The organism is Nocardia transvalensis NBRC 15921 (assembly GCF_000308875.1).
Lineage (GTDB): Bacteria > Actinomycetota > Actinomycetes > Mycobacteriales > Mycobacteriaceae > Nocardia > Nocardia transvalensis.
On the sequence record NZ_BAGL01000002.1, the window covers coordinates 23298 to 46323 of the forward strand.

Genomic DNA, 23026 nt, shown 5'->3' on the forward strand with positions numbered 1-23026 from the left:
CCCGCACACCGTCGACCGGAGGGTGGGGAATCGTCGCAACGCGCATACCTGCGGGTTACGTCGCAGAATAGGGGTATGAACGGGCCCGGTTTCACCCCGACACAACTCGCGGCCCGGGCCGCGTACCTCCTCCGCGGCAACGATCTGGGCACCATGACCAGCGCCGCACCCAAGCTCTACCCGCACATGTGGAGCTGGGACGCGGCATTCGTCGCGGTCGGCCTGGCTCCCCTGAGCGTGGAGCGCGCGGTGGTCGAACTCGACACGCTGCTGTCGGCGCAGTGGAAGAACGGGATGATCCCGCACATCGTGTTCGCCAACGGTGTGGACGGCTATTTCCCCGGCCCCGCCCGCTGGGAGTGCCGGCGGCTTGCCGCCAACGCCCCGGACGGGCCCGACACCTCCGGCATCACCCAGCCGCCCGTGCACGCGATCGCCGTACAGCGGATCCTCGATCACTCCCGCCGCCACGGCCGCAGCACGCGCGCGGTCGCCGAGGAATTCCTCGATCGCCGGTGGGCGGACCTGATGCGCTGGCATCGCTGGCTCGCCCACGCCCGCGACCCGAAGAAGAACGGCCGGATCACGCTGTACCACGGCTGGGAATCGGGGATGGACAACTCGCCGCGCTGGGACCGCGCCTACGACAACGTCGTTCCCGGCGACCTCACTCCCTACGAACGCGCCGACATCACCCTGGTCGATGCCAGCCAGCGGCCCAGCGACCGCGAGTACGACCGGTACCTGTGGCTCGTCGAGCAGATGCGGCGATGTGGATACGACGATTTCCAACTCGCTTCGACGATGAGTTTCGCTGTGGAGGACGTATTCGTCACCGCGATCTTCGCCCTGGCGTGCGAGGTGCTGGCGAATATCGGCGAGGACTACCGGCTCCCGAACGCCGATGTGCGCGAACTGTACGAGTGGGCGGACTACTTCCGCGCCGGTGTCATCGCCACCACCGATCCGCGTTCCGGCGCGGCGCGCGACTACGACATCCGCCTGGGGAAGTGGATCACGACCGAGACCCTGGCCATGTTCGCGCCGCTGCTGTGCGGCGGCCTGCCCCGCGACGCCGAACGCAGCCTGCTGCGGACGTTCGAGGGCCCGCGCTTCTGCGGCCATCCGGATCTGCGCTACGCGCTGCCGCCGTCGACCTCGCCGGTCGCGAAGGACTTCCGCCGCAGCGAATACTGGCGGGGCCCGGTGTGGCCGGTGATGAGCTGGCTGTTCTCCTGGGTCTTCGCCCGCCGCGGCTGGGCCGAGCGCTCGTTCATGCTGCGCGCCGAGGGTCTGCGGCAGGCCAGCGACGGCAGCTTCGCCGAGTACTACGACCCGTTCACCGGCCAGCCGCTGGGGAGTATGCAGCAGTCGTGGACGGCGGCCTCGGTCCTGGACTGGCTGGGCTGAGCGATTCGCGGCGATGAGTGTGGTCACATCCGGCTCGGGTGCTTACGCTCGTACCCATGTATCGACGCACCGTGGCTCGTCCGAAAGTTCGTCGCGCTCTCCTGGCCCTGCCCGCGCTAGCGGCAGTCGGCATCCTTTCAGCAACGACCGTCGCCACCGCCGAGCCGACGGGACCCGACGTCTCGTCCTGGCAACATGTCGACGGCCGGATGATCAACTGGTTCGAGGTGAAGGCCTCGGGCAACCATTTCGCGATGGTGAAGGCCACCGAGGGACTCAACTACATCAATCCCTATTTCGTCCCCGACAGCGTGCTGATGCGCGCGGCGGGGGTCGCCCGCGGCACCTATCATTACGCGCATCCCGACCTGCCGCCGGAACCGCAGGCCGCGCTGTACGCGACGACGGTCCTGGGCCAGAACGGCCCGCTGGATCTGCCCCCGGTGCTCGATCTGGAGAACTCCGGCGGGCTGCCGCCGGCCGCCCTCATCGATTGGACCCACCGCTACCTGAACACGGTGCAGGCGCTCACCGGCCGGGTCCCGATCATCTACACCTATCCCACGTTCTGGCGCACGGCGATGGCCGACACCAACGAGTTCACCCGCTACCCCCTGTGGATCGCCGACTACCGCGGCAATGATCAGCCCGAGGTCCCCGGCGGCTGGCCCGCCTGGACCTTCTGGCAGACCACCGACTCCGGGCAGATCCCGGGGATCGCGGGGCGAGCGGACATCAACATCTACAGCGGTGCCCAGGGAGATTTCGCCCGCTTCGCCAATATGTAGTCGGCAGGGCCGGTCACTTTCCCCGGCGTAAGCCGGGGTCAGTGTTCGTCGTAGTGCCCGTCGTGGGCGGCGTGGCGGCAGCCGTCGTGGATGTAGTCGACATGGTCGCCGTGGGGGACGGCGACGTGGCCGCAGCCCTCGCCGTGGACGTGGGCGTGGGACGGGTGCTCGGTGTGGCCGGACGGCTCGCATTCGTCGAAGTGGCCGTCGTGTTCGCGGTGCAGGTGGCCGTCGTGGACGTAGTCGACGTGGTCGCCGTGCGGGATGGAGACGTGTCCACACCCCGTGCCGTGCGTGTGGCCGTGGTCGGTGTGCGGAAGATGCGCTGTGGTCATCGAACTGCCCTCTTTCGTGCGGAATTTCCATGTCGAAAGAACAAAGTGGCGATAACCACACATTAACAGGTGCGCATTTATCCACAGGTTTCCCTGGGTGTGCACGCCTGTGCACACCCAGGGCACCGCACCTACACGCCGATGCTGCCGCCCTTGTCCTTCCACACCGCGACCACGGCGGGACGGGGCTGGGAGGCGCCGCCGTCGGGCCAGTGGGAGGCGGGCTTGTCGGCGGACGCGCCGTCGACCTCGCCCGGATGCTGCACGCACACCATGACGCGCTTCTCGCTCACCACCGGGCCGCAGGTCTCCGCGCCCTTCGGCACCGTCAGGAACTGCTTGGTCTCGCCGCGGCGCTCGCCCTCGAGGATCACCGAGAACAGGCCGTCGTTCGACTTCAGCGCATTGCCGTCGGTGGCTATCCACAGGTTGCCGTAGGGGTCGAAGGCCACGTTGTCGGGACACGAGATCGGGCTGACCTTCGTCTTGTCGAATCCGCCGAAGTAGGTGTCGGCGGCCGCCGGATCGCCGCAGACCAGCAGCAGCGACCAGGTGAACGCGGTGCCCTTGTGATCGTCGGTGATCTCCAGGATCTGGCCGTTCTTGTTCTGGTTGCGCGGATTCGCCTCGTCCGCGGCGGCCTTGCCCTCGGTGCCGCGGTTGGAGTTGTTGGTCAGCGCCACGTACACCTTGCCGGTCTTCGGGTTCGGCTCGAAGTCCTCGGGGCGGTCCATCTTGGTGGCGCCCACCTTGTCCCCGGCCACGCGGGTGAAGACCGCGACCTCCTCGGCGGACATGCCCTGCACCAGCGACGCGCCCTTGCCGTCGGCGCCGGTCTGGAGGATCGGGATCCACTGGCCCTTACCCGTGAATCCCTTGTCCGAGGGCACCTTTCCGGTGCCGTCGATCTGCTCGGCGTGATCGCCGGTCAGCTTCGCGACGTAGAGGGTGCCCTCGTCGAGGATGGTCATGTTGTGCTTGCGGCTGGCCGCCGTATCGCCCTGCTCGATCTTCTTGGCGGAGACGAACTTGTACATGTACTCGAAGCGCTCGTCGTCGCCGGAGTACGCGACCACCGTCCCGTCCGGGGTGACGTAGATATTCGCCGACTCGTGCTTGAACCGGCCCAGCGCGGTGTGCTTGATCGGCGTCGAGGCCGGATCCCACGGATCGAGTTCGACGATGTAGCCGAAGCGGTTGGACTCGTTGGGCTCCTGCGCCACATCGAACCGCTTGTCGAAACGCTCCCAGTGCCTTGGCATCTCGCCCTGGCCCGCGCCCGGATGGCCCAGGCCGTAGCGCTTGCCTCGCTCCTGCGCGATCGGATCGGCCAGCACGCCGGAGAAGTACTGGTTGAAGTTCTCCTCGCCGGACAGCACGGTGCCCCACGGGGTGAGCCCGCCGGAGCAATTGTTCAGTGTCCCCAGCACTTTCGCGCCGGTCGGATCGGCGGAGGTCTTCAGGAACGCGCTGCCCGCGGCCGGTCCGGTGAGGGTGAATTCGGAGGTGCCCGTGATGCGGCGGTTGTACCGGCCCATGACCGGCGTCAGCTTGCCCGTGGCGGATTCGCCCTTCACCTCCACGACCGAGAGTCCGTGCGCGGCAAGGCAGATCGCGAACTGTTCCGCCGTCGGCGCGTCCGGGTTGTAGCCGGTGAACATGTGCGGTTCGGTGGTGTACTCGTGATTGACCACCAGCAGGTAGGAATCTGCCTGGCCCTCGATCGGCAGCAGGCCCTGGAAGTCGTTGTTGTAGCCGAACTGCTTGGCCTGCGCGGCGGCGGACTGCTTCGCGAAATCGAAGGCCGGGGCGTCCGGCAGCACCGGGTCGCCCCAGCGGATGACCACCGACTGCTGATAGCCGTCGGGGACGACCAGCGCGTCCTGGGTGTTGGGCGCCACCGCGGTGAAGTCGGTGCCGGTGCCGGGCCTGCTCTCGGCGGTGTTCTTCGGCGCGTCGTCCCCGCAGGCCGCGAGGACCGAGCCCGCGCCGGTCGCGAGCACGACGGCCGCGCCGCCCTTCAGCAGCCCGCGCCGGGAGATCGACGCGACGATATCGCCGAAGTACTCACCGGCCGAGGTGTTGGGCACCTCGTGGAAACACGCGTTTCCACATTTGTAGGCGCAGGTTGTCGAGGAGCGCGACGACCGGCCGTCGTGCGTCACGAACAGAGACAGGGGCTTGAGATTCACGATCGCTCCTCGCATGGGCTGGCGATGCGCACGCTAAACGGGTCGTGCGAGGTCCAGGAGACGTAAACGTGAACATCCGACCAATTAGGTGAGGCTTACAGGATCTGGGAGAGGAACTGCCTCAGTCGCGGGGTCTCGGCATTGTCGAAGATCCGGTCCGGCGTCCCGGACTCCACGACCTTGCCCTGATCCATGAACACCACGCTGTCGGAGACCGAACGGGCGAAGCCCATCTCGTGCGTCACCACGATCATGGTCATCCCGCCCGACGCCAGCTCCGCCATCAGCGCCAGCACTCCCTTGACCAGTTCCGGGTCCAGCGCGGAGGTGGCCTCGTCGAACAGCATCAGCTCCGGTTTCATCGCCAGCGCCCGCGCGATCGCGACGCGCTGCTGCTGGCCGCCGGACAGGTTGCCGGGGCGCGCGTCGGCGCGGTTCGCGAGGCCCACCGTCTCCAGCTGTTCCAGGGCCACGGCCCGGGCCTCGTCCTTGGACAGCCCGCGCAGCTTGCGCGGTCCCAGCGCCACGTTGTCGGCGACCGTGCGATGCGGGAACAGGTTGAAATGCTGGAACACCATGCCGATGCGCTGCCGCAGCTTGTCCGGATCCTCGGTGAGCACCGAGACGTCGTCGATGAGCACATCACCGGAGTCCGGCTCGTGGAGCCGGTTCAGCACCCGCAGCAGCGTGGATTTACCCGACCCCGACGGGCCGACGACGGTCGTCGTCTTCCCCGCGTCGACGTGGATGTCGACACCGCGCAGGATCTGGTTGCGGCCCAGGGTGAGATGCAGATCGGTACCCGTCAGGGAGGAACTCATGCTCCGCGTCCTTCCGTGATGACGGCCTGTTCCACCGGCTCGACCGGATCCTCCCGACGCCCGGTGCGCAGCCTGCGGTCGATGTAGTTCACCAGGTGCGTGAGCGGAATGGTCAGCAGGAGGTAGACCAGGCCGGCCGCGACCAGCGGCGACAGGTTACCGGTCTGCGCGTTGAGGTCGCGCCCGACGGCGAACAGCTCCCGCTGCGAGGCCAGCAGGCCCAGGAAGTAGATCAGCGAGGAATCCTTGATCAGCGCGATGAACTGGTTCATCAGCGCGGGCAGCACCCGGCGCACGCCCTGCGGGATCACCACCAGCGTCATCGACTGCCGATAGCCGAACCCGATGGCGCGCGCGGCCTCCAGCTGCCCGGCCTCCACGGATTGGATGCCGGAGCGGAAGATCTCGCCGATATAGGCGGATGCCAGCAGCGCCAGCGCCACCGCGCCCAGCCAGTAGGGATTGTTGCCGGTGAGGTTCTTGACCACCGGGCCGATCCCGAGTCCGATCAGCAGGATGATCACCACGGCGGGCAGGCCGCGGAAGATATCGGTGTAAATCCTTGCGGGCCAGCGCAACCAGCGCGTCCGCGAGATGCCCGCGACCGCCAGCAGCATGCCGATCGCGGTGCCGATCACCCCCGAAACCAGCGCCAGGATCAAAGTATTCGGCAGGCCGGTCTTGAACAGATCGGGAAATGCCTTGCGGTACAGCGACCAATCGAAGAACGTGTCGCGCAATTGCTCCAGTGTCGATTTGGGAGCCGACTGCTGACTGTCGGTGTTCTGATGCTCCGCGGCGATCTTGTCGAAGTCCGGCAGCTGCGGCATCGGCGCGGCCTTGGAGCCGGGCTTCCATCCCGGCGGGAACGGCCGCGGCGCCCAGTCCTGGTAGAGCTTGGCGTAGGTGCCGTCGGCGATGACCGCGTCGAGGCCCGCGTTCAGCGCGTCGGTCAGCGGCTGATTGCCCTTGCGGACCGCCCACGCGGTGAAGTTGTCCAGGCTGAAGGTGTTCTGCACGATCGAGGTCGAATCGCCGGGCTGCACGGCTCCGGTAGCCTGCGCCGACGGCGCGACCCAGGCGTCGATCTGGCCGGTCTTCAGATTCGCGTACGCGGTGTTGTAGTCCGGGAACTTCACCGGATCCAGCTTCAGGGTGTTGACGACGTACTCGTCCTGCACCGTGCCCTGGACGACGCCGATCCGCACGCCCTGCTTCAGATCCGAGAACCCTGTGAGCGCACTGCCGTTCGGCACCACGAGCGAGAAGTAGCCGAAGTCGTACCCGTTGGTGAAGCCGACCTGCTGCCGCCGCGCGTCGGTGGTGGTGATGCTGGAGGACCCGGCGTCGAACCTGCCGTTGGACACCTGCGCCAGCAGGCCCGCGAACTCCGTGCCGGAGAACTCCACCTGCAGGCCGAGTTTCGCGCCGACGGCCTTCAGCAGCTCGTTGTCGAAGCCGGTGAAGACGCCCTGGGAGTTCACGCAGATGCTCGGCGGCGCGTCCGACAGCGTGCCGACGCTCAGCTTGCCCGGGGTGAGCAGTCCGAGTTTGCCGGTGTCGATCGTGTCGAGCGGGACCGTGTTCGGTGTGGTGAATCGGTCCGCGCCCGCCTCGGCGCCCGTCGCCAGGTTGGTCGGTGCGGCCGACGCCGATTCGACGCCCGGCGGCGCGCACAACCCGCTGCCGGCCGACGAATTGCTGCTGTCCGAACCGCAGGCGGCGAGGAACAGCACGCTCAGGGCCGACACCACCGCTATCAGCGCACGGGGTCGTGAAGTGGGCAAACGGACCATAGGCGAGAACATTAGCCGGAAATCCTACCGATCAGTCGACCACGCCCCAGTGCAACACCCGGGAGGTGAACAGGACCAATCCCAGCGAGACGGTCGCCACCACGACGAGTCCGACCACCGCGACGGCCAGCGGCCGCCAGCCCGAGCGGCCGAGTTCCCGGAAATCGGTATTCAGCCCGACGCCGGCGAAGGTGAGCAGGAACGCCCACTTCGACACGTTACCGAGGCTGGTCAGCTGCGGCTTGTCGATCCAGTGCGCCGTCGCCAGGGCCGACACCGCCAGGAAGCCGAGGACGAACTTGGGGAATTTCGCCCACACGAACGCCGCCTTGGCACGCAGCCCGGGGGCCACGGCGTCGGCCTCGCCGCGGGAAGCCCAGTACAGCGCGAAGCCCAGCACCACGAATCCGATCAGCGCGTTGCGCGTCGACTTCACCAGGACCGCCAGCTTGCCCGCGGCGTCGGAGTAGGCGTAGCCGGTGGCGGTGGTCTCGGCGGTGTTGTCCACGGCCAGACCCGCCCACAGCCCGAATTCGTGATCGGTCAGGCCCAGGCCGTGACCGATCGCGGGCAGGGTGAACAGCGCGACCGCGCCCAGGGTGAGAATGGCGGCGATCGCGTACCCGACATCGGCGTTGCGGGCGCGGATGGCGCCGCGCGAGGCGACGATGGCCGACACCCCGCAGATCGAGGTGCCCACGGCCAGCAGCGAGCCGAGTTTGCCGGAGAGGTTCAGCAACCGGGCGACGGTGAGGATGATCGCGCCCGCCACCGTCATATCGATGAGGATCAGCACGAAGCTGGTGCCGCCCAGCTCGGCGACATCACCGAGTACGAATCGCGAGCCCAGCGCGACGATCCCGACCTTCAGCCAGAATTCGTAGGTGCCGATGCCGGGCTTGAAGATCCGGTGCACGCCAACGGTATTGGCGATGATCAGGCCGAATATGATGGCCCACAGCACGTATTCGATATCGGGGAAGCGCCAGTGGTGATCCTTGACCACGTCGTTCACCCAGATCTGGGTGTACTTGCCGAGCAGGCCGACCGCGATCAGCAGGACGATGCCGGGCAGGTAGGCGAGCGGGCCTCGGAGCGTTCCGGATGCTGTTGCCGGAGTGGTGGTTTCGGTGGTCATCGGATCACCACGGAATCTTCGGCAGGATTCCGGCGACGGCCAGGAGTACGAAGATCCCCGCGACGATCACCGCCCACCAGTCCACGCCTATGCGCTGGAATGCGCTGGGCACAGCGTCCGGTTCACTCATGGCCGACTCCCTCATCACCACGATCGCAACGCGACCAGCAGCCATGGTGCGGGCGGCCGCGCCCCGGCGGAAGTGATCGAATCAGCGGGATTCGAAGGGCGCGGCCGGTCGAGCCTCTCAGGCGATGCCGGTGACCGACTCCGGGTTGAACTCGTCGCGCCAGCGGATCGCCTCCACCAGCTCGGCCAGGTCGTACTTCGGGCCGCCGGTGCCGACGGTGAAGGTGGTGGCTCCGGCCGCGACCAGAGCGGGGGCCTTGTCGGCGCCCGGCCAGTCCACCGAGCGCTCGATGGTCGCGGGATCGGTGCCCACGGCCGCGCAGTGGTCGGCGAGGATCTTCGACTTGCGTTCCAGCTCGTCCAGTTTCGCGAACGTGTGCCAGATGTCGCCGTACTCGGCCACCAGCCGCAGCGTCTTCTTCTCCCCGCCGCCGCCGATGAGGATCGGGATCTTGCGCACCGGTTGCGGATTCAGCTTCTTCAGCCGGGCGTCGATGCGGGCCAGGTAGTCCTTCAGCAGGTCCAGACGCGTTCCCGCCGTGCCGAATTCGTAGCCGTACTCGTCGTAGTCACGCTGGAACCAGCCGGCGCCGATGCCGAGAATCAGGCGGCCGCCGGAGATGTGGTCGACGGTGCGGGCCATATCGGCGAGCAGGTCCGGGTTGCGGTAGCCGCCGCCGGTGACCAGCGCGCCCAGCTCCACCCGCTCGGTCTGCTCGGCGATCGCGCCGAGCATGGTCCAGCATTCGAAGTGCTCGCCCTCGGGATCGCCGTACAGGGGGTAGAAGTGGTCCCAGTTGAACACGATGTCCACGCCCGCGTCCTCGGCGCGGAGCACGGCGTCGCGGATCAGTCCGTAGTCCGGAGCGTGCTGCGGCTGTAGCTGGACTCCGATACGAACGGGACGGGTCATGGGTCCTCCTCGGAATGACGTTTTTCTCGAGGCTACCCGCATCCGACCGGTACGATTCTGCTCGCGCCCCGGGCAGAAGTGACGGGGCGCGCCACCCCTCTACTCGGATCGTCCGGCACGTTCCTGCCGGTGAAGGGATTGATTCATCATGGCCACGGTCACCTTCGACCGCGCGACCCGGCTCTACCCGGGCGCCACCAAACCCGCCGTCGACCAGCTGAACCTGGAGATCGCCGACGGTGAGTTCCTGGTCCTCGTCGGCCCGTCCGGTTGCGGCAAGTCCACGTCCCTGCGCATGCTCGCGGGTCTCGAGGACGTCGACGGCGGGCGCATCCTCATCGGCGAGAAGGACGTCACCGCCGCGGAGCCCAAGGAACGCGATATCGCGATGGTGTTCCAGAACTACGCGCTCTACCCGCATATGACCGTCGCGGAGAACATGGGTTTCGCGCTGAAGATGGCGAAGGTGCCGAAGGCCGACAAGGACCAGCGTGTGCGGGAGGCCGCCAAGCTGCTGGACCTCGAGCAGTTCCTCGACCGCAAACCCAAGCAGCTGTCCGGCGGCCAGCGCCAGCGCGTCGCGATGGGCCGGGCGATCGTGCGGCAGCCGCAGGTCTTCCTGATGGACGAGCCGCTGTCGAACCTCGACGCCAAGCTGCGCGTGCAGACCCGCACCCAGATCGCGCAGTTGCAGCGGCGGCTCGGCACCACCACCGTCTACGTCACCCACGACCAGGTCGAGGCGATGACCATGGGCGACCGGGTCGCGGTGCTGAAAGACGGCCTGCTGCAACAGTGCGCGACCCCGCGCGACCTGTACCGGGATCCCGCGAACCTGTTCGTCGCCGGATTCATGGGTTCGCCGGCGATGAACCTGTTCACGCTGCCGGTGCGCACGGACGGCGTGACGCTGGGCGGCCACACCTTCGCGGTGCCGCGCACGGTCACCGATGCCGTCGAGGGGACCGTGGTGCTGGGCATCCGCCCGGAGCACTTCGATATCGCGGGCAGCGGTGACGGCATCGCGATGGAGGTCGACGTGGTCGAGGAACTCGGCTCCGACGCCTACATCTACGGCCGCACCGTCGGCGAGGAGGGCGCCTCCGGCACCGGCGAGACCATCGTCGCCCGCGCCGACTGGCGCAACCCCCCGGCCAAGGGCGAAAAACTCTCCCTCGCCGCCACGTCGGAACACATCTACTTCTTCAACCCGTCCGACGGCGCCCGCCTGAACTGATCACCGGCCTCGTCACACGCACTCCCTCGTTTCCGGCATGCTTTTGGCCGGAATCCTCAGGTGAGATCCCGGCCAAAAGCGTGCCGGGAAACGAGGGGGCGGCGTGGAGGTGGGTCAGGTGCGCTTGCGGGCGCGCATCTTGCCGCGCCACTTCTCGTTGATGCGGATGCGGAGGTTCTCGAGGGGGACCTCGTTGCCGGCGGCGCTGCGGATCTCGACGCGGACGGGGGCGCCCGTGGAGTCCTCGAGCCGTTCCAAGGGGGGCGTGCCGTCCTGGAGGTACTTGTCGCCCCACTGCCACAGGGCGAAGACGACGGGGAGCAGGTCGCGGCCCTTGTCGGTGAGGACGTACTCGTGGCGGGTGCGCTTGCCCTCCTCCTGATACGGCTGCTTGCGGAGCAGGCCCGCCTCGGTGAGCTTGCGCAGCGCCGCGGAGGCGGCGGCGTCGGTGATGCCCACCCGATCGGCGAATCCGTCGAAACGCGTGGTGCCGTAGATGGTTTCGCGCAGGATCAGCAGTGCGGAGCGGGTGCCGACGATGTCGAGCGCCTTGACGATCGAGCAGTGGTCGGGCTTCCACGAACTCAGGTCACCCAGCGGTCCTTCCAGCACAGCCGACATGACGACGATCATAGCAATTCTGACTTGTGACAACTATTGCCAGGGCATAATCTGGCTATAGATTGGTTTAGTTAGAAGGGCCGCGACGTCGCGGCGCCCGGAAGGAACCGTCATGAGAGACGCAGTCATCGTCGAGGCCGTCCGCACCCCCATCGGCAAGGGCAAGCCGAACGGCGCCCTGCACGGGGTGCATCCCGTGGACCTGCTCGCGCACAGCCTGCGCGAGGTGGTGCGGCGCAGCGGCATCGATCCGGCCCTGATCGACGATGTGATCGGCGGCGTCGTCAGCCAGGTCGGCGAGCAGGCCGTCAACATCTCCCGCCGCGCCGCGCTGGCCGCCGGCTATCCCGAATCGGTGCCCGCGACCACGGTGGACCGGCAGTGCGGCAGCAGCCAGCAGGCCATTCACTTCGCGGCGCAGGGCGTGATCGCGGGCGCCTACGACGTGGTCGTGGCCGCCGGGCTGGAATCGATGAGCCGGATTCCCATGGGCTCGAGCGTGGCCGGCGCGACCGATCTGGACGGTGTCGCCTTCCGTGAGCGGTATCCGGAAGACCTTGTCCCGCAGGGCATCAGCGCCGAGCTGATCGCCGCGCGGTGGGGTCTGAGCCGCACCGCCATGGACGAGTTCTCGCTCGCCAGCCACGAGAAGGCGAATACCGCGACCAAGAACGGGTCGTTCGAATCGCAGCTGGCGCCGATCGCGGGGCTCAGCGCCGATGAGGGCATCCGGGTCGGCAGCACGCTCGACACCCTCTCGGCCCTTCGACCTGCGTATTACAGCGACGCGTACGCCGCCCGGTTCCCCGAGATCGGGTGGAACGTGACCGCCGCCAATGCGAGCCAGATCAACGACGGCAGCGCGGCGGTACTGATCATGACCAGTGAGAAGGCCAAGCAACTGGGCCTCACGCCGCTGGCTCGGGTACACAGTTTCGCCGTCGCGGGCGACGATCCGCTGCTGATGCTGACGGCCGTGATCCCGGCGACGCGAAAGGTGTTGCAGCGGTCCGGACTCCAGCTGTCGGATATCGATCTGATCGAGATCAACGAGGCGTTCGCGTCCGTGGTGCTGGCGTGGCAGCACGATACCGGCGCCGACCTGTCGCGGGTCAATGTCAACGGCGGGGCCATCGCGCTGGGGCATCCGCTCGGTGCGTCCGGCGCCCGGCTGGCCACCACTCTCGTCCATGCCATGCGGGAGCGGGGCGCACGCTACGGCCTGCAAACCATGTGCGAGGCAGGCGGTTTGGCCAACGCCACCATATTCGAGCGGCTGTAACGGGTCAGCCCGTCACCTGTCCCGCCAGCCACAGGCCCACGCCGAACGACAGCGGGACCAGGAGCAGGGCGAGCGCACCCCAGACCCAGACCGTCCATCCTTTGACGGCGGCCAGGATCAGCATGATCAGGCCGCCGCCGAGGGCCGCGGCCGTCCCGCCCCACGACACCAGGATCCCCCAGGTCGCGAATTCCTCGCGGCAGCCGCTGCCGGCGCCGCAAGGATCGGTGGCCATGGCGAAGAACGGCGTGAAGGCCGCGGTGCACAGGCCCACCCCGGACGCCAGCGCGTACAGCACGATGGCCAGCACCAGATCCCACGTCCGGACCGTCCGGTGCGCGGGGTGCGGCGCCGCCGAGTAGGGGGCCGGGTAGTAGTAGGTCATAACCTCAGCGTGACCGACCCGGTCCCGCCCCGGATCCGCAAAACTACTCAGTGCCCTCGGGCGACTGCTCAATGCCCTGGCCCTGCTCGATGGCCACGGGCGACACGCGTGCTCGTTAGGGTGGCGGGGTGAGCGATCTGCTGGATCCGGAATCGGCCTTCGTGTACGCGATTCCTCTGCGCACGCGCTTTCGTGGCATCACGGTGCGGGAGGGCATGCTGATCGAGGGGCCGATGGGGTGGGGGGAGTTCTGCCCGTTCCCCGAGTACGACGACCGGGAGGCGGCGAACTGGCTGGCCACGACGGTCGAGCAGATCACCGAGGGGTGGCCGGAGCCGGTGCGCGACCGCATCCCGGTCAACTGCACCGTTCCCGCTGTGGACGCCGAGCGCGCGCACGCGATCGTCGCGGGATCGGGGTGCCGCACGGCGAAGGTCAAGATCGCCGACCATCCGGACGCGCTCGGCGAGGATCTCGAGCGGGTGGCGGCGGTCCGCGATGCCCTGGGTCCCGGCGGCGCGGTCCGGGTGGACGCCAATGCGGTGTGGGACGTCGAGACCGCGGTCGAGCGGATCGCGCTGATCGACCGTGCCGCAGGCGGTCTGGAGTACGTGGAGCAACCCTGCCGCACGATCGAGGAGCTGGCGGAGGTCCGGCGCCGCGTCGAGGTGCCCATCGCCGCCGACGAATCCATCCGCCGCGCCGAGGATCCGCTGCGGGTCGCGGTGGCCGGCGCGGCCGACGTGGCGGTCCTCAAATGCACCCCCCTGGGCGGCGTCCGCCGGGCCCTGCGGGTCGCCGAGGCCGCGGGCCTGCCCTGCGTGGTCTCCTCCGCCCTCGAAACCAGCATCGGCCTGTCCGCCCAGCTGGCCCTCGCCGGCGCCCTCCCCGACCTCGACTTCGCCTGCGGCCTGGGCACAGTGCGCCTGTTCGAGGGCGACGTGATCGACCACCCCCTACTCCCGGTAGACGGCTACCTCCCCATCCCCCGAACCCCACCAACCCCGAACCCCGAACTCCTACAACACTTCCGCCACCCCGACCCCGCCCGCACCCACTGGTGGCGAGCCCGCCTCGACCGAGTCCGCCACCTACTCGACAACCTCTAGCGAATCAGCCCCATCGCGTGGATTCCGGCCAAAAGCGTGCCGGAACAACGTGCGGCAGCGTGATGGAATGACAAGGTGGGACGGCCGGATCAGCAGTAGGAGGCTTGGGGGCGGCAGACTGCCCAGCCGGTGCCGTCGGCGTTGGGGACCTTGGTCCAGGTGGTGGCGCCGGGGTCGGTGCCGAGGGCGCGTTGCGGTTCCTGGGGGGCGTTGTGGCGCTGGCGGTATTCGCGCCTGTTGTCTCGGATCTCGTTCTGGCGGAGCTGGTTCGTTTCCAGGTGGTGGTAGCCGCGGGGGTCGATGTGGCGCCAGCCGGTGGTGTCGCGGGGGTCGGCGGGGCCCCGGCCGTTGGAGTGGCTCGACCTGGCACCCGGGTCCGCGGCGGCGGCGCCTGCGGTGAGCACCGTTCCGGCGGCCGTCGCCCCGAGGATCATCGCCACCAGGGCGGCCCCGGATGCCCGTCGCACCACTTCCGTCCGGCCGGTTCTCTTGCCCGCCATGATCTTTCGCGTTGCCTGTACACGTCGCATATCGGCCCCTTTGCCTCTGCTGTCGTGCGCCCTGGTTCACCGTTCGGTCAGAGCCCATCTACGTAGTTAAATAGTACGTAAATAAATAGTACGTATCCAGGCCGTAGATTGACGAAGGTGTGGGCTAGGACATAAGAGGAGGTGGGGAGGGGTTCAGCCGAGACGGACGCCGCAGCCCAGCATGGTGGTGCGCAGCAGCAGGGCGGCCTCCGGCCCGATCACGCCGTCGACCAGCTCCACATATCGGGAGCAGAATTCGGGCCCGTGCGGCGCCGGATCCGTGCCCGCGGGTTCGAGGTGGTGGGCGAGTTCGTGCAGGATCACCAATTCCCTGAGGGCCCAGGCGGTTCCGCGAGTGTGCAGCGGAACGGCGAGGACGGCCCGCTCGGATTCGTAGTGCGCGGCCGTGGTCCCGGTCCGGGCCCGCACGGTGAGCGGCGTCGCGGCTCGGTCCCATTGTGCGCGAACCCAATTCAACGCCAGCACGCGATCGGCGTAGCTCTGCACCGATGCCACCGACGCGAACCGCCGCTCGATCGGCAGGGTGATCTGCGACCCGTGCAGCTGGACCGTCCGCACCCCGTGCTCGTCGGCCCGCTCGAACATCCGCCGCACCAGCCCCTCGGCGTCGTACACCTTGGCCCGCTGCGAATCCCGCGCGCTCATCGCGCACCCCGTGCCCGCACCGGACATTCGCCCGCGCACCTCCCGGCCGCGACGCGCGGCGGGCGCGACATCACGTGCCGGCCGTGCCGAGTTGTCCCCGGGCAGCGCCCAATTCGGGGCTGGAGCCCAGGCGTGCGGCCCGGCCCGCCTTGTCGCCCGCGCGCCGGGCGGCGGCCGAGTACCCCGCCGACTCCTGCGGGCCCCGCCAGGTGCCGCGGGCCTCGGAGGTGCGGGTGTAGAAGTCGTGGAGTTCCAGTTCCTTGTCGCGCAGGGCGACGGCGGTACCGGGCACGGCCGACGGGCCCGCCTGGGCCTCGGCCTCTACATCCGCCCGCACCCCCGCCAGGCGTTTGCCGACCCGCGCGGCGAAGGCCATCTGAAAATTCAGCCGGGCCGTCACCGCCGCGACAGGGGCCTGAACACGTCGTTGCACCTTGCGGCCCCAACGGTTCTCGACAACGACCTTCTCCACCGTCGCCGCCTTGTAGCGCCCCGACTTGATGTACTGGTCGGAGGCCCGCACCATCTGGACCAGCAGACTCGCGTACAGCGCCTCGCAGGTGGCGATGTCGGTGTCGAATCCGTAGGCGTAGACCTGGGTGGACGAGCGCGCCACATCGCACCGCACGTCGTTGGCGGCCGCGATGGCCACGAACAGCTGCACGTAGGTGCGCAGTCCGCGCTTGCCGGCCTCGCCGATCGGAACCACCTTCTGGGTCGGCGTCTTCCGATGCTCGCGACCGACCACGTGCGCCCTGGCCACCGTGAGGTCGATCGACGAACGGGTCGCCAGGCGCTGCGCGGCGGCGAGAAACGCCTCGGCCTCGTGCTCGTTGTCGGTCGACTCGGCCTGCCGTAACAGCCCGCCGATGCGGGTGAGAAGTTTGTCCTGGGTCAGCTGGGTCGACATCGCGGCCCAGGATACGAGAACCGACCGACACATTCCGCGCGGGACAATGTATCTTGCCTTGTGCAACCGGCTGAGTGTGCTGGCGCTCACGGGCACGCCTCGCTGGCGCTCGGTGTTCTCGGACGCCGGAGCGCGCTGTGAAAGTAGGTTCGCTCGCAAGCTCGCTCACGTCTCGACCCTGGAGTATCGATGGCTTTGAACAAGGTGTCGTCACGACGCTCGTCCCTCGTGTCTCGCGCCGCGCTGGCCGCCGTCTCGGCCGCCCTGCTGACGGCGACGTTCGCCAGCGGCTGTTCGAGCGGCGGTGGCAACGACGCCACCAACCAGAACCTGAGCGGCCGTGGCCCCATCACCTATGTGGAAGGTAAGGACACCACCGAATCCGGTGCGGTCAAGCAGCTCATCGAGCGCTGGAACGCGGCCCACCCGGACGAGAAGGTGACCTTCAAGGAACAGTCCAACGACGCCTCCCAGCAGTACGACGACCTGGCCCAGCACATGCGGGCCAAGCAGTCCGACTACGACGTGATGGCGCTGGACGTGCCGTGGACCGCCGAGTTCGCCGCCAAGGGCTGGATCCAGCCGTTGAAGGACTCCTTCGCCATCGACACCGCCACGCTGCTGTCGCCGACGGTCGCCAGCGCCACCTACAAGGGCACCCTCTACGCGGCGCCCCGCAACACCAACGGCGGCCTGCTGTACTACCGCAAGGACCTGGTGCCGAACCCGCCGAAGACCTGGCCGGAGCTGCTGTCGGACTGCGGCGCCGCGCGCGACCATCAGATCGGCTGCTACGCGGGGCAATTCGCGCCCTACGAGGGCCTGACCGTGAACTCGGCCGAGGTCATCAACGCCTACGGCGGCACCTTCGTCGGCCCGGACGGCAAGACCCCGACGGTCAACAGCCCCCAGGCGCGCGCCGGCCTGCAGGTCCTGGTCGACGCCTACAAGAACGGCGACATCCCCAAGGAGGCCATCTCCTTCAAGGAGCCCGAGAGCCAGAACGCCTTCGCCCAGGGCAAACTGCTGTTCCTGCGCACCTGGCCGAACTTCTACGGCGTGGCCAACGCCGACTCCTCGGCCGTGAAGGGCAATGTGGGCGTCGCCCCGCTGCCCGGTAAGGACGGCATCGGCGCGTCCACGCTGGGTGGGTACAACGCCGCCATCAGCGCCTACTCCAAGCACAAGGCCACCTCGCTGGACTTCCTGCGCTTCATGATCGGCGAGGACGCCCAGCGCATCGTCGCCGAGGGCGCGTTCCCGCCCGTCCGCCAGTCGATGTACGACGATCCGGCCCTGATCGCGAAGTTCCCGTACCTGCCCGCGCTGAAGGATTCGATCGCCAGCGCGGTTCCGCGCCCGGTCACTCCCTACTACCCTGCGGTGTCGAAAGCCATCCAGGACAACGCTTATGCTGCGTTGACCGAAGCCAAGTCCGTCGACGACGCGATCACCGGCATGCAGAAGGGCATCCAGGCGGCCGGGTCGTAGGCGTCGGAGAAGTAGTCACCGAGTCGCCCCGTAGGAGAGAAGAACGTGTCAGATCCTTCGGGAGTGACCGACCTCGCGCCGCCCGCCGAACCGGCGGATCCGACCCCGAGTCGGCGGGCCGGCCTCCTGCAGGGTCCGGCCCGGCCGTGGTTGTTCGTCACGCCCGTCCTGCTGTCGCTGGCCGTCGTCATCGGCTATCCGGTGGTGCGGGCGGTGTGGATGTCCTTCCAGAAGGATGCCGGGCTGAACGAGGCCACCGGCATGTTCGAGGAGGGCGGCTTCGCCGGGTTCGCCAACTACACGCACTGGCTGCTGCAGCAGTGCACGCTGCCCGGCGGGGGCTACGAGCCCTGTCCCACCGGCAATCTCGGCTCGCAGTTCTGGGCGGCCATCGGCATCACGCTGCTGTTCACGGTCGTGACCGTGACGCTGGAGGCCACCATCGGGCTGGGGATGGCCGTGGTGATGGGCAAGACGTTCAAGGGCCGGGCGCTGCTGCGCGCGGCGGTGCTCATCCCGTGGGCCATCCCGACCGCGGTCACCGCCCGGCTGTGGGAGTTCATGTTCCAGTACGACGGGGTGGTGAACCGGGTGCTGGGCACCCACATCCTGTGGCAGATCGACCCGTGGTGGTCGCGGTTCGCGGTGATCATCGCCGACGTCTGGAAGACCACGCCGTTCATGGCGCTGCTGATCCTGGCCGGGCTGCAGGTCATTCCGGGTGACGTGTACGAGGCGGCCAAGGTCGACGGCGCGTCGGCCTGGCAGCGCTTCACCCACATCACGCTGCCGCTGCTCAAGCCGGCGCTGCTGGTCGCGGTCCTGTTCCGCACCATGGACGCGCTGCGCCTGTACGACCTGCCGGCGATCATGACGCAGGGCAACCCGGCGACGCGGACCATCTCGATCCTGGTGGTCGATCAGGTCCGCTCCGGACAGAACAGCGCCGCGGCGCTCTCGATCATCACCTTCCTGCTGATATTCGCGATCGCGTTCGTCCTGGTGAAGGTGCTGGGCGCCAATGCCGTGGCCACCCAGGAAGAACAGCGGAGAGCCCGATGAGCCACCCGGACCGCGCGATACGGAAGGCGCACTGATGAGCACCCGCACCGAGGCGACCCCCGCGGCGAACCGGGCCACGCCGGCCACCGTGCCGTGGTCGAAACGGCTGCGTTCGGCGCGGGTCTACGTCGGCGCGCTGATCGTGCTGGTGTGGGGGCTGGGCCCGTTCTACTGGATGGTGGTCACCGCCTTCCGCGACCCGGACTACACGTTCGAGAACACGCCCTGGCCGACCCACATCACGCTGGAGAACTTCCGCAACGCCTTCGACACCACGCGCGGTAACGACTTCGGGCGGGCGGTGACCAACAGCATCGTCATCGGCCTCGCCACCGCGGTCGTCGCGCTGCTGATCGGCATGCTGGCCGCCTACGCCCTGGCCCGACTTACCTTCCGCGGCAAGACCCTGGTGGCCGGGCTGGTGCTGAGCGCGTCGATGTTCCCGGTGGTCGTGCTGGTGACGCCGCTGTTCCAGCTGTTCACCGATATCGGCTGGATCGGCCACTACCAGGCGATGATCGTGCCGAACATCTCGTTCGTGCTGCCGCTGACCGTGTACATCCTGGCCTCGTTCTTCGTCGAGCTGCCGTGGGAGCTCGAGGAGGCCGCGCGCATCGACGGCGCCTCGCGCTTCCAGGCGTTCCGGCTGATCATGCTGCCGCTGGCCGCACCGGCCGTTTTCACGACGGCGATCCTGGCCTTCATCGCGGCGGTGAACGAGTACCTGCTGGCGCGGCTGCTGTCCTCGGACACCACCGAACCGGTCACCGTCGCCATCGCGCGCTTCTCGGGTAACGACCCGCTGGTACAGCCGTACGCGGCGATCATGGCGGCGGGCACCATCGTCACGGTACCGCTGGTCATCATGGTGCTGATCTTCCAGCGGCGGATCATCTCGGGCCTGACGGCAGGCGGCGTGAAGAGCTGACCGGGGCGACAGACGTTCCGGTCGGCATCTATACATCTGCGCAAATACCCCACCGCGCGGTATCCTCCGAGCCGTCGCACCGTCCTGCCATACGGGCGCCGCAAACCCGCGACGCCGAAGGCGGCGCCATTAAACCCAGTAGTCTGGGTTTGGATCGTTGTTCAGGTAGGTGTTCACGCAGGTTCGTCCGACATCTCAGGAGATGATGGTGGGCTCGATCCGTAGAGAGAACCGCGGCGGCCGGGATTCGGCACCGTATTCCTCGGTCGCCGGATGGAACGAGCCCACCAGTGTCAGAGCCCGTCGCCAGCAGATCCAATCCGGCCGCCCGCGCCGCCGCGTGAAGCCGCCGAATCGCGACGATCCGGAACACCGCCCGCGCACCCGGGCACAGCGGGTGCGGCGGCTGCTGCTGGCGCTGTTCCTGATCTTCCTGGTCCTGCCGGCGCTGCTGATGACCCTCGCCTACTGGAGTGCCGAGATCCCGGATCCGGCGGCGGTGCAGACCAATCAGATCGCCACCATCACCGCCTCCGACGGCAACACGGTGCTGGCGAAAGTGGTTCCGCCGGAAGGTAACCGCACGCCGGTGCCGCTGTCGGACGTGCCGCAGCCGGTGCGCGACGCGATGCTCTCGGCCGAGGACCGCAACTTCTACACCAACCCCGGCTACTCGACGTCGGCCTTCCTGCGCGCGGCCCGCGACAACCTGCTCGGCCGCGACGACGCCGGCGGCGGATCCACCATCACCCAGCAGTACGTCAAGAACGCCTTCCTCAGCTCCGAGCGGACCATGTCGCGCAAGATGCGCGAGCTGATCATCTCGGCGAAGATGGCCCGCCAGTGGAGCAAGGACGACATCCTCGCGGCCTACTTCAACACGATCTACTACGGCCGCGGCGCCTACGGCATCGCGGCGGCGGCCAAGGCGTATTTCGACAAGCCGGTCCCGCAGCTGACCATGGCCGAGGGCGCGGTGCTCGCCTCCGTGGTGCGCACGCCGTCGATCCTCGATCCGGAAACCCATCTGCCGCAACTGAAAGCGCGCTGGAACTACGTGCTCGACGGGATGGTCGAGATGGGCACGCTGCCGGCCGCGCAGCGCACCGGCATCGAGTTCCCGGACATCGCGCCGATCACGGTCGCGGCCGACGATTCCGCGCGCGGCCCGTCCGGTCTGATCCGCACCCAGGTGCTGCGCGAACTACGCGCGGCCGGGGTCAGCGAGCAGGACATCAACACGGGCGCGCTACAGGTGGTCACCACGCTCGACGCGCGCGCCCAGCAGTCCGCGGCCGACGCGGTGCACAACCGGCTGGGGCCGCAGCCGCCGGAGCTACGCGGCGCGGTGGTGTCGATCGATCCGCGCTCGGGGGCGGTGCGCGCCTACTACGGCGGCGAGGACGGGGCCGGCTTCGATTTCGCGCAGGCCCCCCTGCAGACCGGATCGTCGTTCAAGACGTTCGCGGTGCTGGCGGCCCTGCAGCAGGGTATGCCGATGACATATCAGCTCGACAGCAGCCCGGTGACGGTGAACGGGGTCAAGGTCACCAATGTCGAGGGCGAGTCGTGCGGCACCTGTTCGATGGCCGAGGCCTTCAAACGCTCGCTGAACACCAGTTTCTACCGGCTCGCCAATGTGGTGGGCCCGCAGGCCATCGCCGACGCCGCGCATATGGCCGGCATTCCGGACCAGATTCCGGGGGTGCCCGGCCGGACGCTCACCGAGGACGGCGGACCGCCGTCGCCGTCGATCGTGCTCGGCGTCTACTCGGTGCGGCCCATCGATATGGCCTCGGCCTACGCGACGGTGGCCGCCTCCGGGATCTACCACCAGCCGTACTTCGTGCAGCGCGTCGTCACCGGCGACGGGCGGGTGCTGCTGGACCGCGGCGCCCAGGGCGGCAAGGGCCAGATGCCGCCGGGCCAGCAGCGGCTGCCGCGGCACGTCGCCGACGCCGCCGCCCAGGCGATGCGGCCCATCGCCGCCTATTCCAACGGGCACGACCTGGCGGGCCGCCCGTCGGCGGCCAAGACGGGCACGACCCAGCTGGGCGATACCGGCGCCAACAAGGACGCCTGGATGATCGGCTTCACGCCGTCGCTGTCCACCGCGGTCTGGATCGGCACCGAGCAGTCGCAGCCGATCGTCACCTCGCGGGGCGGCCCCATCTACGGCTCCGGACTGCCCGCCGACATCTGGAAGCAGACGATGGACGGCGCGCTGGCCGGGAGCCCGGTCGAGCAGTTGGCGGCGCCCGACCCGGCGGCGGGGCAGGCGCCGCTGTTCGGCGGGCCGTCCACGCCGCCGGCCCAGGGGCAGGGGCCGTTCGATGTGCTTGCCCCGCCGTCGGATTCGCCGGACCCGGTGATCGTCTTCCCGCCCGCACCGGCCGAACCCGCGCCGCAGCCGCCGCCCGCCGAACCCAAACAGGTCGAGATATTCCCCGGCCTGAGCATTCCGGTCCCGGGCTGAACGACAACGGTGGGCCGACCGAGTTGTGACAAAACGAATCCTCGGAGTGGAGCCATCACTCGATCGCCGCCGATAGGGTGGAGCCGGGTGAGAACCCGGTGCGCACGCGGCGCACCTGCGCCGGAAAGATTCCGAATGGGCCGATGTCCGACGACGGTGGCAGGATGCGGGAGGATGTGCGCACAGTGAGTAACCAACGGGACGTACCCGGCACCGAGGACCGCGCCGCGAGTGGTCCCGGGCGGGATCGGACCCCGCTGGCAGCAATGTGGAGTCCGGCGCAGGCCCGTGCCGCGCGGGTCTGCACACAGCACGAGACATAGGGGCGACACCGGTGGATTTCAATGTCGTTGACCGCCACGAGACGCTGGTGGCGGGGACGGTGCTTCGGAGCCCGGCGCTCGCGGTCGAGGGACCGCGCCGGTTGAAGGTGGAGGAGGCATGGAAGCGCAATCTCGCGCGCGAACTGCCCGGTCCGCCCGCGACGGCGTACGTGGACCACGCACCGGAGATCGGCTCGTATCTGACCCATATCGTCGGCTATCGCTGCGAGAGCCTGGACGATCTGCTGCCCGGCGACGTGCTGGCCCGGGTGCCGGGCGGCCGGTTCGCCCGGTTCATCCGTACCGGCGACGATCTCGGCGACACCATCGTCTCGATCTGGCGCGCGGTGTGGGATCTCGAGGCCGCCGGGGCGCTGGTCCGCGCCTATACCGGAGATTTCGAGCACTATCCGGATTCGAAGACGGTCGAGGTGTTCGTCGCGCTGGAAGACGGCACCACCGGCGATGACGACAGTTAGGGGGC

22 protein-coding genes are annotated in these 23026 nt (G+C 68.4%); 10 read left to right on the plus strand and 12 right to left on the minus strand.

The genetic code is table 11. The features are described from left to right. Nucleotides 1-75 precede the first annotated feature (75 nt). Both ggh and ON41_RS00330 read left to right on the plus strand, forming a co-directional pair. Nucleotides 76-1410 (plus strand): glucosylglycerate hydrolase, encoded by a 1335-nt coding sequence (ggh, locus tag ON41_RS00325; protein WP_040744015.1) that lies wholly within the window; start codon nucleotides 76-78, stop codon nucleotides 1408-1410. 56 nt (nucleotides 1411-1466) lie between these two features. Continuing rightward, nucleotides 1467-2198 carry a glycoside hydrolase family 25 protein gene (locus tag ON41_RS00330; protein WP_040744017.1) on the plus strand — a complete coding sequence of 244 codons (732 nt, stop codon included), beginning with the start codon at nucleotides 1467-1469 and terminating at the stop codon, nucleotides 2196-2198. Between the two features lie 38 nt (nucleotides 2199-2236). Here ON41_RS00330 and ON41_RS00335 read toward each other — a convergent pair whose 3' ends face one another. From ON41_RS00335 to ON41_RS00360, 7 genes are all read right to left on the minus strand, one after another. Next, nucleotides 2237-2533, minus strand: coding sequence for a hypothetical protein (locus ON41_RS00335; RefSeq protein ID WP_040744018.1), 297 nt, complete (start codon nucleotides 2531-2533; stop codon nucleotides 2237-2239). A 131-nt stretch (nucleotides 2534-2664) separates the two neighbouring features. Beyond that, nucleotides 2665-4725 (minus strand): PhoX family protein, encoded by a 2061-nt coding sequence (locus ON41_RS00340; RefSeq protein WP_040744020.1) that lies wholly within the window; start codon nucleotides 4723-4725, stop codon nucleotides 2665-2667. Between the two features lie 95 nt (nucleotides 4726-4820). Next, nucleotides 4821-5546, minus strand: a complete 726-nt coding sequence (locus ON41_RS00345) for an amino acid ABC transporter ATP-binding protein (RefSeq protein WP_040744022.1) — start codon at nucleotides 5544-5546, stop codon at nucleotides 4821-4823. Continuing rightward, nucleotides 5543-7342: an ABC transporter substrate-binding protein/permease gene (locus ON41_RS00350; RefSeq protein ID WP_040744024.1), complete on the minus strand. Its 1800-nt coding sequence runs from the start codon at nucleotides 7340-7342 to the stop codon at nucleotides 5543-5545. Before ON41_RS00350 ends, ON41_RS00345 begins: the two co-directional genes overlap by 4 nt. A gap of 31 nt (nucleotides 7343-7373) precedes the next feature. Continuing rightward, nucleotides 7374-8480, minus strand: a complete 1107-nt coding sequence (locus ON41_RS00355) for a YeiH family protein (protein ID WP_040744026.1) — start codon at nucleotides 8478-8480, stop codon at nucleotides 7374-7376. 4 nt (nucleotides 8481-8484) lie between these two features. Continuing rightward, a complete protein-coding gene (locus ON41_RS43355) occupies nucleotides 8485-8610 on the minus strand; it encodes a hypothetical protein (protein WP_276325717.1) in 126 nt (41 codons plus the stop codon). 117 nt (nucleotides 8611-8727) lie between these two features. Next, a complete protein-coding gene (locus ON41_RS00360; protein WP_040744028.1) occupies nucleotides 8728-9522 on the minus strand; it encodes an LLM class F420-dependent oxidoreductase in 795 nt (264 codons plus the stop codon). 148 nt (nucleotides 9523-9670) lie between these two features. Here ON41_RS00360 and ON41_RS00365 point away from each other — a divergent pair, with 148 nt between their 5' ends. Next, nucleotides 9671-10759, plus strand: coding sequence for an ABC transporter ATP-binding protein (locus ON41_RS00365; RefSeq protein WP_040744030.1), 1089 nt, complete (start codon nucleotides 9671-9673; stop codon nucleotides 10757-10759). A gap of 114 nt (nucleotides 10760-10873) precedes the next feature. Here the strand turns inward: ON41_RS00365 and ON41_RS00370 are convergent, their stop codons facing one another. Beyond that, the gene (locus ON41_RS00370) at nucleotides 10874-11380 is read right to left on the minus strand and encodes a winged helix-turn-helix transcriptional regulator (protein ID WP_040744439.1); all 507 of its coding nucleotides are present in this window, start codon (nucleotides 11378-11380) and stop codon (nucleotides 10874-10876) included. Between the two features lie 112 nt (nucleotides 11381-11492). Here ON41_RS00370 and ON41_RS00375 point away from each other — a divergent pair, with 112 nt between their 5' ends. Further along, nucleotides 11493-12662, plus strand: coding sequence for a thiolase family protein (locus ON41_RS00375; protein ID WP_040744032.1), 1170 nt, complete (start codon nucleotides 11493-11495; stop codon nucleotides 12660-12662). Nucleotides 12663-12666: 4 nt separating this feature from the next. Here ON41_RS00375 and ON41_RS00380 read toward each other — a convergent pair whose 3' ends face one another. Next, nucleotides 12667-13047 (minus strand): hypothetical protein, encoded by a 381-nt coding sequence (locus tag ON41_RS00380; protein ID WP_040744035.1) that lies wholly within the window; start codon nucleotides 13045-13047, stop codon nucleotides 12667-12669. A 128-nt stretch (nucleotides 13048-13175) separates the two neighbouring features. Between ON41_RS00380 and ON41_RS00385 the strand changes: the two genes are divergently transcribed. Continuing rightward, nucleotides 13176-14156 carry an o-succinylbenzoate synthase gene (locus ON41_RS00385; protein WP_040744037.1) on the plus strand — a complete coding sequence of 327 codons (981 nt, stop codon included), beginning with the start codon at nucleotides 13176-13178 and terminating at the stop codon, nucleotides 14154-14156. Between the two features lie 89 nt (nucleotides 14157-14245). Here the strand turns inward: ON41_RS00385 and ON41_RS00390 are convergent, their stop codons facing one another. The 3 genes from ON41_RS00390 to ON41_RS00400 form a co-directional block, all read right to left on the minus strand. Further along, a complete protein-coding gene (locus tag ON41_RS00390) occupies nucleotides 14246-14686 on the minus strand; it encodes a hypothetical protein (RefSeq protein WP_157185310.1) in 441 nt (146 codons plus the stop codon). Nucleotides 14687-14839: 153 nt separating this feature from the next. Next, a complete protein-coding gene (locus ON41_RS00395) occupies nucleotides 14840-15352 on the minus strand; it encodes a TIGR04338 family metallohydrolase (protein WP_040744041.1) in 513 nt (170 codons plus the stop codon). 70 nt (nucleotides 15353-15422) lie between these two features. Continuing rightward, on the minus strand, nucleotides 15423-16250 hold the full coding sequence (locus tag ON41_RS00400) for a DUF2786 domain-containing protein (protein ID WP_040744441.1): 828 nt from the start codon (nucleotides 16248-16250) through the stop codon (nucleotides 15423-15425). A gap of 201 nt (nucleotides 16251-16451) precedes the next feature. Between ON41_RS00400 and ON41_RS00405 the strand changes: the two genes are divergently transcribed. From ON41_RS00405 to ON41_RS00425, 5 genes are all read left to right on the plus strand, one after another. After that, complete coding sequence (locus ON41_RS00405; protein WP_040744044.1) at nucleotides 16452-17753, plus strand: ABC transporter substrate-binding protein; 1302 nt, start codon at nucleotides 16452-16454, stop codon at nucleotides 17751-17753. A gap of 45 nt (nucleotides 17754-17798) precedes the next feature. Next, nucleotides 17799-18815, plus strand: a complete 1017-nt coding sequence (locus tag ON41_RS00410; RefSeq protein ID WP_083905029.1) for a carbohydrate ABC transporter permease — start codon at nucleotides 17799-17801, stop codon at nucleotides 18813-18815. A 34-nt stretch (nucleotides 18816-18849) separates the two neighbouring features. After that, complete coding sequence (locus tag ON41_RS00415; protein WP_083905030.1) at nucleotides 18850-19743, plus strand: carbohydrate ABC transporter permease; 894 nt, start codon at nucleotides 18850-18852, stop codon at nucleotides 19741-19743. Nucleotides 19744-19945: 202 nt separating this feature from the next. Next, nucleotides 19946-22219: a transglycosylase domain-containing protein gene (locus tag ON41_RS00420; protein WP_040744046.1), complete on the plus strand. Its 2274-nt coding sequence runs from the start codon at nucleotides 19946-19948 to the stop codon at nucleotides 22217-22219. Nucleotides 22220-22553: 334 nt separating this feature from the next. Beyond that, a complete protein-coding gene (locus tag ON41_RS00425; protein ID WP_040744047.1) occupies nucleotides 22554-23021 on the plus strand; it encodes a GyrI-like domain-containing protein in 468 nt (155 codons plus the stop codon). The last annotated feature ends 5 nt before the right edge of the window (nucleotides 23022-23026 follow it).